Origin of the sequence: Halopseudomonas pelagia CL-AP6, from assembly GCF_000410875.1 — a bacterium.
GTDB lineage: Bacteria > Pseudomonadota > Gammaproteobacteria > Pseudomonadales > Pseudomonadaceae > Halopseudomonas > Halopseudomonas pelagia.
The window spans coordinates 300,102-313,929 of record NZ_AROI01000009.1 but is presented as its reverse complement, the minus strand read 5'-3'; the positions used below and the strand labels follow the sequence as shown (position 1 = coordinate 313,929).

General features: G+C 54.8%; 13 protein-coding genes. 8 read left to right on the top strand and 5 right to left on the bottom strand.

All coding sequences use genetic code 11. The annotated features are described in order from the left end of the window. Positions 1–13: 13 nt before the first annotated feature. Positions 14–637: a Crp/Fnr family transcriptional regulator gene (locus K787_RS0108985; protein ID WP_022962466.1), complete on the bottom strand. Its 624-nt coding sequence runs from the start codon at positions 635–637 to the stop codon at positions 14–16. 113 nt (positions 638–750) lie between these two features. Here K787_RS0108985 and K787_RS0108980 point away from each other — a divergent pair, with 113 nt between their 5' ends. After that, positions 751–939 carry a YgaP family membrane protein gene (locus K787_RS0108980; RefSeq protein WP_022962465.1) on the top strand — a complete coding sequence of 63 codons (189 nt, stop codon included), beginning with the start codon at positions 751–753 and terminating at the stop codon, positions 937–939. Between the two features lie 25 nt (positions 940–964). Next, positions 965–1,411 carry a DsrE family protein gene (locus K787_RS0108975; RefSeq protein ID WP_022962464.1) on the top strand — a complete coding sequence of 149 codons (447 nt, stop codon included), beginning with the start codon at positions 965–967 and terminating at the stop codon, positions 1,409–1,411. Between the two features lie 79 nt (positions 1,412–1,490). Here K787_RS0108975 and K787_RS22640 read toward each other — a convergent pair whose 3' ends face one another. Continuing rightward, positions 1,491–3,410, bottom strand: a complete 1,920-nt coding sequence (locus tag K787_RS22640; protein ID WP_022962463.1) for an alpha/beta fold hydrolase — start codon at positions 3,408–3,410, stop codon at positions 1,491–1,493. A gap of 305 nt (positions 3,411–3,715) precedes the next feature. Between K787_RS22640 and K787_RS0108965 the strand changes: the two genes are divergently transcribed. Continuing rightward, complete coding sequence (locus K787_RS0108965; protein ID WP_022962462.1) at positions 3,716–4,984, top strand: DUF1835 domain-containing protein; 1,269 nt, start codon at positions 3,716–3,718, stop codon at positions 4,982–4,984. A gap of 9 nt (positions 4,985–4,993) precedes the next feature. On the opposite strand, the gene K787_RS0108960 is transcribed toward K787_RS0108965, so the two are convergent. Together K787_RS0108960 and fusA are read right to left on the bottom strand one after the other, a co-directional pair. Further along, positions 4,994–5,857 (bottom strand): oxaloacetate decarboxylase, encoded by an 864-nt coding sequence (locus K787_RS0108960; RefSeq protein WP_022962461.1) that lies wholly within the window; start codon positions 5,855–5,857, stop codon positions 4,994–4,996. 177 nt (positions 5,858–6,034) lie between these two features. Further along, on the bottom strand, positions 6,035–8,122 hold the full coding sequence (fusA, locus tag K787_RS0108955) for an elongation factor G (protein ID WP_022962460.1): 2,088 nt from the start codon (positions 8,120–8,122) through the stop codon (positions 6,035–6,037). A 221-nt stretch (positions 8,123–8,343) separates the two neighbouring features. On the opposite strand from fusA, the gene K787_RS0108950 reads away from it, so the two are divergent. Beyond that, positions 8,344–9,126, top strand: coding sequence for a pseudouridine synthase (locus K787_RS0108950; protein WP_022962459.1), 783 nt, complete (start codon positions 8,344–8,346; stop codon positions 9,124–9,126). 209 nt (positions 9,127–9,335) lie between these two features. Here the strand turns inward: K787_RS0108950 and K787_RS0108945 are convergent, their stop codons facing one another. Beyond that, positions 9,336–10,118 carry an EAL domain-containing protein gene (locus K787_RS0108945; protein WP_152486807.1) on the bottom strand — a complete coding sequence of 261 codons (783 nt, stop codon included), beginning with the start codon at positions 10,116–10,118 and terminating at the stop codon, positions 9,336–9,338. Between the two features lie 738 nt (positions 10,119–10,856). Here K787_RS0108945 and K787_RS22635 point away from each other — a divergent pair. From K787_RS22635 to K787_RS0108925, 4 genes are all read left to right on the top strand, one after another. Beyond that, the gene (locus K787_RS22635) at positions 10,857–11,210 is read left to right on the top strand and encodes a helix-turn-helix domain-containing protein (RefSeq protein WP_022962457.1); all 354 of its coding nucleotides are present in this window, start codon (positions 10,857–10,859) and stop codon (positions 11,208–11,210) included. 461 nt (positions 11,211–11,671) lie between these two features. Then, on the top strand, positions 11,672–12,883 hold the full coding sequence (locus tag K787_RS0108935; RefSeq protein ID WP_022962456.1) for an NAD(P)/FAD-dependent oxidoreductase: 1,212 nt from the start codon (positions 11,672–11,674) through the stop codon (positions 12,881–12,883). Positions 12,884–12,912: 29 nt separating this feature from the next. Continuing rightward, the gene (locus K787_RS0108930; RefSeq protein ID WP_022962455.1) at positions 12,913–13,116 is read left to right on the top strand and encodes a DUF3185 family protein; all 204 of its coding nucleotides are present in this window, start codon (positions 12,913–12,915) and stop codon (positions 13,114–13,116) included. Positions 13,117–13,218: 102 nt separating this feature from the next. Further along, a complete protein-coding gene (locus tag K787_RS0108925) occupies positions 13,219–13,824 on the top strand; it encodes a DJ-1/PfpI family protein (RefSeq protein WP_022962454.1) in 606 nt (201 codons plus the stop codon). The last annotated feature ends 4 nt before the right edge of the window (positions 13,825–13,828 follow it).

Below are 13,828 nucleotides of genomic sequence, written 5' to 3'. Positions count from 1 at the left end.
AGCCTTAGCTGGCTCACAGACACTCGATATGACCCCGACCTAGGGCCACACGCCCTTGCCGCTCCAACTCCTTCAATAGCCTGCTTACTACCTCCCTGGCGGTGCCCAGCTCCACTGCCAGTTGCTGATGAGTGATAGTAATCACCCCCTGCTTTGCTCTGGTCGCGAGCCACTGCTCCAGCCGCTCGTCCATGCGACGGAATGCGACTTCTTCGACCAATAGCATGAGATCATCCAGGCGCCGGCCGTATGAGGCCATTACACCGCTGCGAAACTCCGCCGAAACGGCCATCATCTGATCAAACAGACGGCGCGGCACCATAATGGCCTCGCCTGCTTCTTCCACTACGGCCTCTGCTCTATAGCCATGCCCTGACATCAGGCAGCCGATGGAGAGCGTGCAGATATCATCGGCGCCCATACGGTACAAAACGATGCTGTTACCGGACACGCCTGTCATCTGTACCTTGATTGATCCGCTGAGCACCAGGGGTAGACCCGCACAGGGATCGCCGGCGCGGAAGATGATCTGACCTACCGGCAGAGCCAGGACATCAAGCGTATTTTGCGCCTCGCGTCGTATAGGCAGTGGCAGAACGTCAAGAATCGGGTGTGTTATCAAGGGTCCATTACCCATGTATTTTTTCTCCTGTGTGGCCCTGTGTGGCCCTGTGTGACTATGTCACTGAGCTCCCTGCTGCGCGGGCGTAGACTGATACACAATCATCCATAACCGTCGGGAGATACAGCATGAAGACTAACATGGGCGCTACAGACAGGATCATCCGTATCGTCGTAGGTGTCGTTCTTATCGCTCTGGTTTTTGTTGGGCCACAGATTGTCTGGGGCTGGATCGGGATTGTGCCGATTGTGACCGCATTGATCGGCTATTGCCCAGCCTACTCGCTGTTGGGCATAAAAACCTGCAAGACCCAATAATCCATCTAGAACAAGGAGTTCCCTCATGTTGAAATTACCCAAGCGCCTGTTGATACCAGCTTTTGCAGCACTGTCGCTAACATTACCAGTGCATGCTGAGAACCATCAGAACAGCATCGACGATGTCATGGTGATCCTCTCCGACAGCTCAACGCAAACGCAGGGAATGGCCATGGTATTGGGCAACACCATGGCCGACCAAGGGGCTAATGTACACGTACTGTTATGTGACAAGGCGGGTGATCTCGCGCTCAACGCGTACCAGGGCGAGAGCCTCAAACCGAATGATCTGACGCCTGGCCAGATGCTTCGCCGCCTGATCAAGCAAGGTGCCAGTGTTAACGTGTGTGCGTTGTACCTGCCCAATAGCGGCTATACCAGAACTGACCTGCTTGAAGGGGTGAACGTTGCCACACCGGTGGACATGTCTGCGCAAATGCTCAACCCAAGCTTCCGCGTCTTCAGCTTCTGAGGTTAATGCTGATCACGGGCATTGGACAAAAAAAGCCGTCTTCACAGGCGGCTTTTCCAGGTGCGCAGTTACTTAAACCTCAATCTACATAGTCCTTGAAATGCACTGAGATGGAGCGGATCTGGTCGGAAGGCCAGTTGGGCACATTCACTACCTGTGTGGTGTCGCTGCCCTGCTCACCACGCGGCGTAAGCTCAAGACTGATAACACCGTTCGGGCCGCCCGCTGCCGGCAAGAACATGTCCAGCCCGGAAATAAAGGGAAACCTGTTTAGTACGGGGTCTGGGGTGTCCAGATTGCTGACTCCATCCGCGCCTCTATCATGCAGGAACAGTGAGCTGAGACGTTTCAGTAGTGGCGCAACCTGCTCGGTAATGACGTTGCTGCCCTTCACCTCAAGCACATCGTTACCCTCCTGCAGATACCCCCAGAACTCCTTGTCGCGGCTGATAGCAATGTTGCTGTGGTTGGCGCTGCGGGTCAGCAATGCGCCGAGACCCGCTCCGGGCAACGAGGTATTCAAACGTATGTTGTAGCTGTCTGAGGTGACCGGCTCACGGTAGAAATAATGATCGTTGCCGGTGCCTTCACGAACCAGTGCGAATTCATAGCTGCCGCCTTTACTCAAGCGCACAGGCCCCCATTCGCCGACGCTGTCGAGCAGGGCCTGGTAAACCGGAGCGTCACTCAAGCGCGCGCCGGTGTCAGCGCTAATTTCAGTGATGCGCAGCTCGGCACCTTCTGCGCCGCTATTACGCGGGAAGATGTTGGCCCGCCCGGCAACCCATACATCTGAGCCTTGCGCCTGCGGTACCTGGGTTGTAGCTGGCGACCGCGCATTGAAAAAGGAGTACATGCGTTCGAACGAGCTAGCTGAGGTGGCTGCCTCGACATGCCCGACGGGAGCCTCCACTGGTGGGTAGACGTTCTCGGCGCCCACCACCTCACGATCAACATATTGACCCCATAAGGCCAAAGTGCGCACACCACCGGGCGGGCTGGCGGCTGGGGTGCCGTCGATGCTGATGTAGCTCGCCACCTTGGCCGCTCGCTGCGGATCGCTGAGATAAGTAAGGCTGACGCGAGTACCGTTGGAGTGGCCCATCAGGTCGACCTGGTCTGCGCCGGAACTGGCCAGCAGCCGGTCAATGATGGCCTCGATCCCAGCATTGCGCGCGTCCGTCATCGCCAGGTACTCGTCACTGTCAATAGCGGAGGTGTCGTACTCGAAGGTCGCCAGATAGTCACGTGGGTAGCCGTTGGCAATAAAGCGTTGGGCCTGTGACTCGAACTGTGAGGCAGAGCCTGCACCGCCATGGATAAATACCACCGGCCGAAGATCGTAGTCAATGTCGCGGCCGTTCAGGGCGTCGAGCGAGTCCTGCAGGTGCTGCCAGGCTTGGAGGGGGGTTCTGACTAGGCGGTGTTTGCCCTCGGCGTTCTCAGCGAAAACGTTGGCTTCATTCAACGCCGTCAGTAGCAACGCGGTAACGTTTTCAAACGCTGCTGTATCGGCAAAATCGATACTGGTCCCAGGGTTATCAGCCAGGTATTGGTTGATCTGTGCGATGATCGCATCGGTCAATTGGATGCCGTTGTTTAGATTAGCATCAGCATCAAGCGTCTGCAGCAGGCGGGAAATATTAAGCGCAACAGGGTCGGCAGAATCCGCTGCGTCGGCCACCAGGCTTGCTGGCGTCATGATGCGCTCACCGTAGCCTTCGCCCAGCTTGATCTCGCCTAGATGAAAGCTGACGGTCTCGCCCTGGCGATATTGGAAGCTACCGGATGCACTAGTCTCACCTTCCAGGCTAGAAGATTCGTAGCGCAAACCGACCACAGGGCTGTCGACAAAGGTGCCCTGCAGCACGTCGGAAGAGTCGTCTGAACCTGAGCCTGAACCGGAAAAGCAGCCGCCACTCATCGCCGCGACCAGGCCAAGCAAAGGGAGACCAGCCAGACGCCAAGCGCGGCTGATACGGGGGCTGTTGTTGTTCATCATATGCCTCGTTATTGGATTTATTGTAAGAGCAAACGCCTATTCAGGCTTGCTATAGAGACATATTACGGAAGTGATCATAGGAAAATACAAGGATGTGGAATATGAATGATCGTTCGTTCACTTTTGTTATGATTCACATGATCGCAGGCGTGCCTTGACAGAAAACCCCAATCACCCCAATCTAAGTCCCGCGCCGCCAGGCGTCCCGTCCGCGGAAAGGGCTGCGCCCACGGCAACACCCCATTCATGTTCCATACGAATCCCAGCCTGCTGGGCGGACACAGGCTTGTGAGGGAGTTCGTATGTCTGCAAACAGCCCCATCGGCCACGGCCGGTTCAATCTTGAGCAACAACGCAAGCGCGCCAAGGAGCTGCTCAAGGCCGCCAGCAACCAGCAACCCGACGCTATCGCCCGTCTGCTCGCGCATCTGCCCGTTCGAGAAGCGCCGCCAAAACTAAGCGATGCACAATGGGTGATCGCACGAGAAAACGGCTTTGCCAGTTGGCCGAAAATGAAGGCGCATATCGACGCGTTGGATTTTGCCAGCCGCCACGCGGGGTTGCATGGCGACCAGGACGCCCGCACCTTGCATATCCGCTGCGGCTCCGATATCCAGCATAGCCTCAAGGTCGCAGGTTTTACTGGCGACTTTCTGGAGTTCTCCGACCCTTTCTGTATCGGTCCGGTAACCGTGGCGGATTACGCTGCGCTGATGCCTGTGCGCGCGGAGTTTCTTGCTGGCGCCTTCGGCATCACACCTGCGGACTCGCTCGCACGATTGCAGCAAACCTGGTCGGTGCTGGAGCGGCTGGATGACTACGAGCGTCTGGTGCTGTGGTTTGAGCATGACAGCTATGATCAGTTGATCCTGGTCTGCCTGCTGCATCACTTAAACCGGCAGCGTCCCGGTGCAAACATCGAACTGGTAGCGGTTGATGCCGTACCTGGGATTGAACGCTTTATTGGCATCGGCCAATTGGCGCCGGATGTGCTCGCCTGGCTATGGCCGCAGCGCAAACCGGTTAACTGGGCCCTGCTGCAACTCGGCGGCGCAGCCTGGGAAGCGCTCTGTGCCGACACTCCGGAGCGGCTTATGGCTCTAATCAACTCCGGCACCCTCCCGCTGCCAATGCTGGGCATTGCATTGAAACGCCATCTAATGGAGTTACCCGCAAGCAACAACGGCTTAAGCCTGAGTGAACAGCTGACGCTGGAGATTCTGCGCGATCTGGGCGCAATGCCAGCCGGCAAGGTCTTCGCCCACTTGATGCGTGAACGCGAACCACTCCCCTACCTGGGCGATATGATGTTCTGGTGGCTGATCCAGCCGTTACTGGGCGCCGAAGAGCCAGCGATGCGCATCGTTGCCAATGAAGACGCCCAATGGCCGCAACGCGTTCTGGAACTGACACCGACCGGGTTAGCGCTGCTGCACAATGAACATGACTGGCACACCTGTGGGCCTGGGGAGCGCTGGGTGGGTGGTTTAAAGATTATGCCCGGCCAGGCACATTGGCGGTATGAGCATGCAACGGAGCAACCCCGCCATTGGCCCCGGCCAAGCGCTTAAAGCCCCGTTTCAGTCGTGCACATCCATAAATCTGACTGCCCAGACGCGGTTCTCCTCCAGCGTGGAATATTTGGTCGCCAGCTCTGACGCGTTCAATGTGCCCTCGGCAATCCCACGCTGCTCACGCAGGCAGTCGTAGGTCGCCTTGATCGCAGCGAAGTAGGCGGCGTGACCGTTGACCACAATGCGCACGCCATTGGCTGCCAGGCGTTCGCGATCGCGCAGCGAGGGGTTGTCGTAGGCAACCAGCATCAGCGGGATAGAGACATGCCGGCTGATCTGCTCCAAATGCTCGAAATCGCGGATACCAACAATGCAAATGCCGTCCGCACCGGTTGCCTGGTAGGCTTTGGCCCGCGCTATAGTGTCCTCAAGGCTGAGCTGGCTGGCGTTGGTACGGGCAAAGATACACATGACCGGATCAATGCGCGCATCCAACGCCGCTTCGATCTTGCCCACGGCCTCTTCCAGCGAGATCAGGTCCGTGGATTTATGCCCGTATTTGGCCGGCAGCAGCGTATCCTCAATGGTTAACCCGGCCACCCCTGCCCGTTCGAGCTCAGTCACCGTACGGATGACGTTCAGGGCGTTGCCATAGCCGTGATCGGCGTCGGCGATAATAGGCAACCGGGCGACTCGGCCAATACGCGTGGCCTGCTCGGTGAATTCACTCAGGGTGATCAACGCAAAGTCCGGCGCCGCCAGCACCTGCAGCGAAGCGACGGAACCGCCGAGAATGCCAACTTCAAATCCGATATCGGCGGCGATACGTGCGGACATGGGGTCGAAGGTTGAGGCGGTGTAATAGCACTGGTTGCTAGATAATAATGCGCGCAGATCTTTGCGCAGATCGTGCTGTGACGGCGTTGCCATTCCTTTACTCCTGGGAACAGGTGATGAGCTGACGTGGTATTTATCGTCTGAGGTTACACCAACTGGCTTGCCCGCAGCTTTCATCAGTGCTGATGACTTAGCCGCAGATCATGTACCCCGATTAATAAAAAACCCCGCCAGCTTTCACTGACGGGGTTTTGCAACTGCTAGAACAAATTAGTTCTTGGCAGCTTTCTTCTCTTTCTCTTTGGCAATGACTGTTTCAGCCACGTTGGCCGGGCAAGGCGCGTAGTGGGCGAACTCCATGGAGAACTGACCACGGCCTGAGGTCATGGTACGCAGAGTGCTGATGTAGCCGAACATTTCTGCCAGCGGAACATCGGCCTTGACGCGCACGCCAGTGGCGCTGATTTCCTGGCCCAGGATAATGCCACGACGACGGTTCAGGTCACCGATCACATCACCTACGTGATCTTCCGGAGCATAAACGTCAACCTTCATCATAGGCTCAAGCAGCTGCGGGCCAGCTTTCGGCATGGTTTGACGGAAGGCACCCTTGGCTGCGATTTCAAACGCGATGGCCGAGGAGTCAACAGCGTGGAAGCCACCGTCTGTCAACTTAACAACTACGTCCAGTACCGGGAAGCCGGCCAAAGGACCAATGCCCATCATCGAAGCGAAACCTTTTTCGATGGCCGGGAAGTATTCCTTGGGAACGTTACCGCCCACAACAGAAGAGGTAAAGGTGAAGCCAGTGTTCGGCTCGCCGGGCTTGATGACGTAGTCGATCTTACCGTACTGACCGGAACCACCCGACTGCTTCTTGTGCGTGTAGCTGTCTTCGATTTCACGGGTGATGGTTTCGCGGTAAGCAACCTGTGGCTGGCCGACAAGCAGGTCAACACCGTAGGTACGGCGCAGGATGTCAACTTTGATATCCAGGTGCAGTTCGCCCATGCCTCTCAGAATGGTTTCACCGGAATCGATATCGGTTTCAACGCGGAAAGTTGGGTCTTCAGCAACCATCTTGCCGATAGCAACACCCATCTTTTCAGTGGAGCCCTTGTCTTTCGGGGTGACCGAAATGGAGATAACGGGCTCAGGGAATACCATCGCTTCCAGAGTACAAGGGTGCTTGGGATCACACAGGGTGTGACCAGTCTGCACGTTCTTCATACCGACGATGGCGATAATGTCGCCTGCGGTAGCGAAGCTCAATTCGTTACGTTCGTTAGCCTGCATCTCAACCATACGGCCGACGCGCTCGGATTTGCCGGTGAACGAGTTAAGAATGGTGTCGCCCTTGCTCAGGGTACCGGAGTAGATACGGACGAAGGTCAGGGCGCCGAAACGGTCGTCCATGATCTTGAACGCCAGGGCGCGGAAGGGCTCTTCAGCGGACACAATGGCGAATTCGCCGTTGGCGTTGCCTTCTTCGTCAGTCAGCGGCTGCGGGTTAACTTCGTGCGGCGCAGGCAAGTAATCAACAACGGCGTCCAGCAGCAGCTGCATGCCTTTGTTCTTGAACGCAGAACCACAGTAAGTCGGGAAGAATGCCAGTTCCAGAGTACCTTTACGGATGCAACGCTGGATGTCTTCGATGGAGGCTTCTTCGCCTTCCATGTAAGCCATCAACAGATCGTCGTCCATTTCCAGAGCCATCTCGCACAGACGATCGCGATACGTCTCTACGTCGTCAACCATATCGGCTGGTACGTCAGTGACGGTGTAGTTCTCTGGCTGTCCGGTTTCGTCCCAGATGTAGGCTTTACGGGTCAGCAGATCGACAACGCCGGAGAAGGTATCTTCACGGCCGATGGGCAGGGTCATGATCAGCGGCTTGGCGCCCAGTACTTTCTCTACCTGAGTGGTTACACGCAAGAAGTCGGCACCGATACGGTCCAACTTGTTGACGAAGATCAGACGCGATACTTTCGAGTCGTTCGCGTAACGCCAGTTGGTTTCTGACTGGGGCTCAACACCGCCAGAACCACAGAATACGCCGATGCCACCGTCGAGTACTTTCAACGAACGATAAACTTCTACGGTGAAGTCAACGTGGCCGGGGGTGTCGATGACGTTGAAGCGGTGACCTTTCCAGAAGCAGCTAACGGCCGCTGACTGAATGGTAATACCGCGCTCGGCTTCCTGTTCCATGAAGTCGGTGGTGGATTCACCTTCGTGAACCTCGCCGAGCTTGTGAATGCGACCGGTCAGCTTGAGGATACGCTCGGTTGTGGTGGTCTTGCCAGCATCAACGTGGGCGAAGATACCGATGTTTCTGTAAAGGTTAAGGTCAGTCATAGCGCTCTCTGCATAAGCCGGGTTGGAAATAGGCCGCTACTATACAGGATTGTGCTTGGTTTTTGCCAAAGATTACGCAGTGAAAAAGACGGCCACCGCGAGAAATCGTTGGATGCTGTCGCCGCCCTGGGCGTTATAGGTACTCTGGTGCAGCCCTTAGCTGGTATAAAGCCTGTCTGGGCCCAGCAGTCCGGCACACCCAGGTATTTTCAGGAGCTCCAGTGTCACATTCAGATCTGCCCGCACCCTGCCCTGCCTTCTATGGCAACCCGTTGACCGAAGTCTATCGCGACCAGTGGCTGCTGGCGGTACATAAGCCCGCTGGCCTGTTGGTGCACCGCAGCCCGATTGATCGGCATGAAACCGAGTTTGCCCTGCAATATGCCCGGGCGATGAATGCTGGCGAGCATGTGTATCCGGTGCACCGACTGGACCGCCCCACCTCGGGGCTGCTGGTCTTCGCCCGCGATCCGAATACCGCCAGCGTGCTGGGTAAGGCGTTGATGGCTGGCGCAGTGCAAAAATCCTATCTGGCCATGGTCCGCGGCTGGCCGCAGCAAGAGGGCGTAATCAATCATCCACTGCGTGAACACCCAACGGACCGTCGCTGCAAGGATGAGCCTCAGCCGATACGCGATGCACTTACCCGCTATCGCCGGCTGGCAACGACGGAAATCCCGGTGGCGATCGAAGGCTACCCGGTCAGCCGCTACAGTCTGGTCGCACTGCACCCGGCTACCGGACGCAAGCACCAATTACGCCGGCATATGCAGCACATCAGCCACCCGATTATTGGCGACACCAATTATGGGCGTACCAAACATAATCACTATTTTGCCCAGACCTTTGGCCACAGCCGTCTGATGCTGGCAGCAACGGCGATGGTGTTCACCCACCCGGTCACCGGGACAACGCTTAAACTGCGGGCAGAACCGGATGCGAGCTTTATGCAGGTACTGTCTATCTTTGGCGATATTCTAGCCACGCGGGGCTCTCTCCCATGACCTTGAATTAGTCCTGATCGCGAGGCTGAACTACTATTCTCGTCTTCTTGAAGCCTCCGTGTGTGTAAAACCAGCCAGTATCGCTAAAGAGCTTATATCTTAAAGCCCGGTAGAACGCACTTATGACAGGTGCGTGATAGGATCGAGCTTTCCTGTAAGCCCATCCAAATCCTCTCCCTGAGCTAAAATGACGCTCTGGATTCGCCACCTCACGGCACACGGGCCAATTCCTTGTATCCCCCATAATACCCGCCCAGCATATAGTGCACTGGGAGCGCTTTTACCACGCGCTCCTGCCACGCCGTTTCAATATCCGTTGCCACCAATTTTACGTCGAGGTGATTATGAATCTCTCTAACGACCTCACCCGCATACATCAAATCGGTGTAATTTATTGAATCTTGATCGACAGGCATGCCTATAGCGAAGGGATCGAGAAGAAGGTAACCAAGTGCCCGAAGCATGAACTCAGGCAGACTTACATTATTGACATACGAACTATAATGCATACCCAGCGCCACCCCGTCGTCCCGCAACTCTGCAACATTCCGGCAGAATGCTTTAAGGCGTTTAGATTCATCCTGTGACTGGCCTAAAATCACCACTAACTGCCCCCCCAACAAACGCACCCTGTTAGCGGCAGCACTGAGCTGCCTACAAACATAGGCTGACAAAATCAGCTGACTCTTCAAATGTAAAAAATAAATATTTTCGCGCTTTGGCTTATCGCTCAATAATTGCTGATGCTTAATGCAATCCAACTCTACCGCCTTCAGAAAGTCTAAAAATGACGTCAACACCATTTGATTTTTCCAGCGTTGCTTTGGCATGGCCCACTCAGAAAACTGAAAGCTTTGATCAACTTCTTTATAGCAACCTCCCACCACCTGATCATTTCTTGAAAATACAGGCCTGCGCACAACACCTTTAACACCGTTCAGCATTCCTTTTTGCCTGCCACTTGCCCTACACTTTTCATTAATGAGTCTCATCCCTTTTCCCCAAACAATTCTGACTTACATTAACCCCGCCAATCACGCTCATCTTGCATATATACCGCAGGGCAAAACATTGCTCATCTACGCGGTAATCGTCGGCATTCCACTCATCATAAAAAGAGCTTATATCTAAAAACGTCAGCTTTTATATCGACCATATTTGTGACGCGCATCAACGCATCAACCCGCTTCCTGAGGCAGTATCAACTCTTCGAAACGAGGATATTATACTCATATTGAGTACGTCAACAGAATTAGTACTCATCCTAAGTACTGACTTGCAAGCCATTGTTTTTATGGAGGATACTCATGATTTCCGCTTATGCTGCGGGTACTAAATGCTGCTTTTTGTGCGGTACAATTTTTTCAGCTGTGAGAAATACTGCAATTGAAGCCTGAGGTACGAACGGTTTTCAGTTGCATCCAAGCCGGAGATGGTGAGCTATGATCAAAAACTCACCCTCATACGCTTACCAAGGACTCATCCCTGTTACGCCATGCACCGGGCTGTTAGCGGCGCACCGAGTAGTCTCAACACTAAAAGGAAAAGTTCTTTTCCCAGCCAATAACTTAGCCTAGAGTATTGTTATGGGTGCCGCTTAACAGTACTCAAAATGAGTAACGATTAACAGTTAACCAGGACTTGGATGCTTCCTAAAACCAATTGAATCGCACGAATTAGGTAACGGTTCTATCTATTTTTGAGCAGACACTAATACAACAGATGCGATCATGAGCAAAAACATAAACGTACCCTTTGAATTCGATGCGATCCTTGGTCGCCTGATGGATATCTATCAGGTAAAAAAGCACATTGATCTTTGCAAAAAGCTCAACCTGAGTCCGCAGACACTGAGTACGTGGCGAGGCCGCAACAAGGTTCCTTTTGAGCTCTGCGTTAAAGTTGCGTTAGACAAGGATGTATCGCTTGACTGGCTTTTGCTGGGCAGGGACGAGGGGGCAGCCACGAATACGCCAGACACTCAGAACCGATGCGCCCTACAAACGGTAGACGCATTACGCATGCATGAGTTGGAGGTGAGAATCAAAGAACTTGAATATAGGGTATTGCACGTTAAAAAATAGCGATGAAACGCATTCACCTCAACAAACAATAGTGACGGAATCTCGGCACTCCGAGAGAATAGGCTAAACGGAGACGCCGTACTGACTCGATATTAAATAATCAACTCCATCACGTTCAAACTTAAACGCACCTCTCAGCCACTCTTCATTGCCGCAATGAAAACACGACGAGCCTACTGCACTTCGACCCTGATGCGGACCTACCTTCGAGTGAAAAAACACTTTACCTTAATAGTCACTTAGACGTCCGTCCTGGGCGCATACCAAGCAACCATCAACAGCCTCTTACATTGAGCGCGTGAATAAAGACGACCCCCCCTAACCGCAAGCAACTCGATTCAGCCTGTGGATCATTAGAGCGTTTAGATTTTTTTACATTCACTCAGCGGTTTCAACAAAGGCGCTGTCCAATGATCGGCACAGCATGCGCACGCGGCCTACCTTCATAACAGGAGTTGAGCATGGATCTGAAAAGCGGCTATCCCTTCTGGGCGGTCAAGAACGGTTTGATGAGTGTATTTCCCAAGCTCAAGTCTGACGTCAGCTGTGATGTGGCGGTTATCGGCGGTGGAATTACCGGCGCGCTGATCGCCGATGAGCTGGGCAATAACGGTTTCGACGTGGTCGTTGTTGAACAGCGCGACGTGGCCTGGGGCAGCTCAGCGGCCAGCACGGCATTGCTGCAGTATGAGATTGACACGCATATGGTCGATCTGGCCAAGCAGTACGGTGAGTTTCATGCGCTATTGGCTTATCAGGCTTGCGCCGATGCGATCACCGATTTGCGCGTTCTGGCTGAAGAGCTGGGCGACGTCGATTTCAATATGCAAGAAAGCCTCTATTACGCTAGCAGACGTCGTGACAAGGCAGCATTGCGAGAAGAGTTTGATCTGCGGGTCAAGCACGGCTTTGACGCCGAGTGGCTGGAAGCCGCTGATATCAAAGAGCGCTTTGGTTTCAAGGCGCCCGGCGCGATCCTGACTCGCCTGGCAGCGGTTATCGATCCTTATCGTATGGCTTCGAAGTTGCTGACCAGGCTGGTAGAGCGCGGCGGCAACGTTTTCGATCGTACCTCGATCGAGACCATAGAGCCGGCCGAGAACAGCGTGACCCTGCGCACGCCGGAGGGCCTGCAGATTCACTGCAAACATGTGGTTATCGCTGCCGGTTACGCTTCGCAGAAATGGCTCAAGCAATCGGTAGCCAAGAACCGCAGTAGCTATGCATTTATTACTGACCCGATAGACAAGTCTGCCCTGGGCTTGCTGGCCTCGACCATGGTCTGGGAGTCGGCCAGACCCTATCTGTACATGCGCACGACCGGCGACGGCCGGTTGCTGGTGGGTGGCGATGATGACGATATAGACATTCCAGCCCGCCGCGACAAGCGCGTTGATGGCAAGGCCAAGGGCCTGAGCAAGAAGGTACAGAAGCTTTTCCCCGAGCTGCCACTGCACCCGGCATTCTCCTGGGCCGGCACCTTTGCTGAAACTGAAGATGGCCTGCCGTTCTTTGGCGAGCATCCCGAGCACGGACCACGTGTGCAGTTCGCCATGGCCTACGGTGGCAATGGGATAAGTTACAGCATGATAGGTGCCGGGCTGTTACGGGCCAACATCGAAGGCCGGCCACATCCGCTAGCGTCACTATTCGGATTTGCGCGCGTAGGTTAGTCTTAGGGTTAACTAAAAAGGAGAAGACCATGGGAAGTCAGAAGTTGGTAGGCGTTGTATTGCTGGTGGTGGGCATACTGTTGCTGGTGTTCGGTCTACAGTCATCGCAGTCACTGGGCGATCAACTAACAGAAACCTTCACCGGACGATTCACTGACGGAACCATGTTTATGATTATTGGCGGTGCTGCCGCGCTGGCCGCAGGTGCTTTCCTGACCTTTTTCCGCAAGTAAGACCGCGGCGTAGGTTTGTCTGGTTTTAAAATAATAAGGGCCGGCTAACCGGCCCTTATCAATTGCGCCGTTGGCGTTACCTGAGCGATAGAGGCAAACCTCATGACCATCAGTATTGGCATTTTTATGTTTGACAAGGTCGAAGTGCTCGATTTTGCCGGACCCTTCGAGGTGTTCACCACGGCCGCTCGCGTAGCAAAAGCCAGCCAGGGTGAAAATACCAGAGTATTTGAGGTATTCACCATCAGCAGGGACGGCAAGCCAGTCACAGCACGGGGCGGCTTGGTAGTGCAGCCAGCCTACAGCTTTGCCAATCAGCCGTTGGTTGATGTGCTGCTGATTCCCGGCGGCGTGGTATCGGCCGAATTGGCGCGCCCGGAGGTGATCCAATGGATTCAGCGCACCAATAATGGTACGCAGTTGACTGCATCGGTCTGTACCGGCGCCATGCTGCTGGGCAAGGCTGGCCTGCTGGATCGCCTGAGTGCCACGACTCACTGGGAAGACACGGCCGAGCTGCAGAGCCTGTTTACCAAGGTCAAGGTGGTTTCAGGCGTACGCTGGGTGGATCAGGATGCGATTGTGACTTCTGCCGGCATCTCTGCTGGCATCGACATGAGCCTGCACCTAGTCGAGCGTCTGGTCAGCCGCGAACTGGCAGAGCTGACTGCGCGGCAGATGGAGTTTGATTGGACAGAGAATCGCTGAGCGG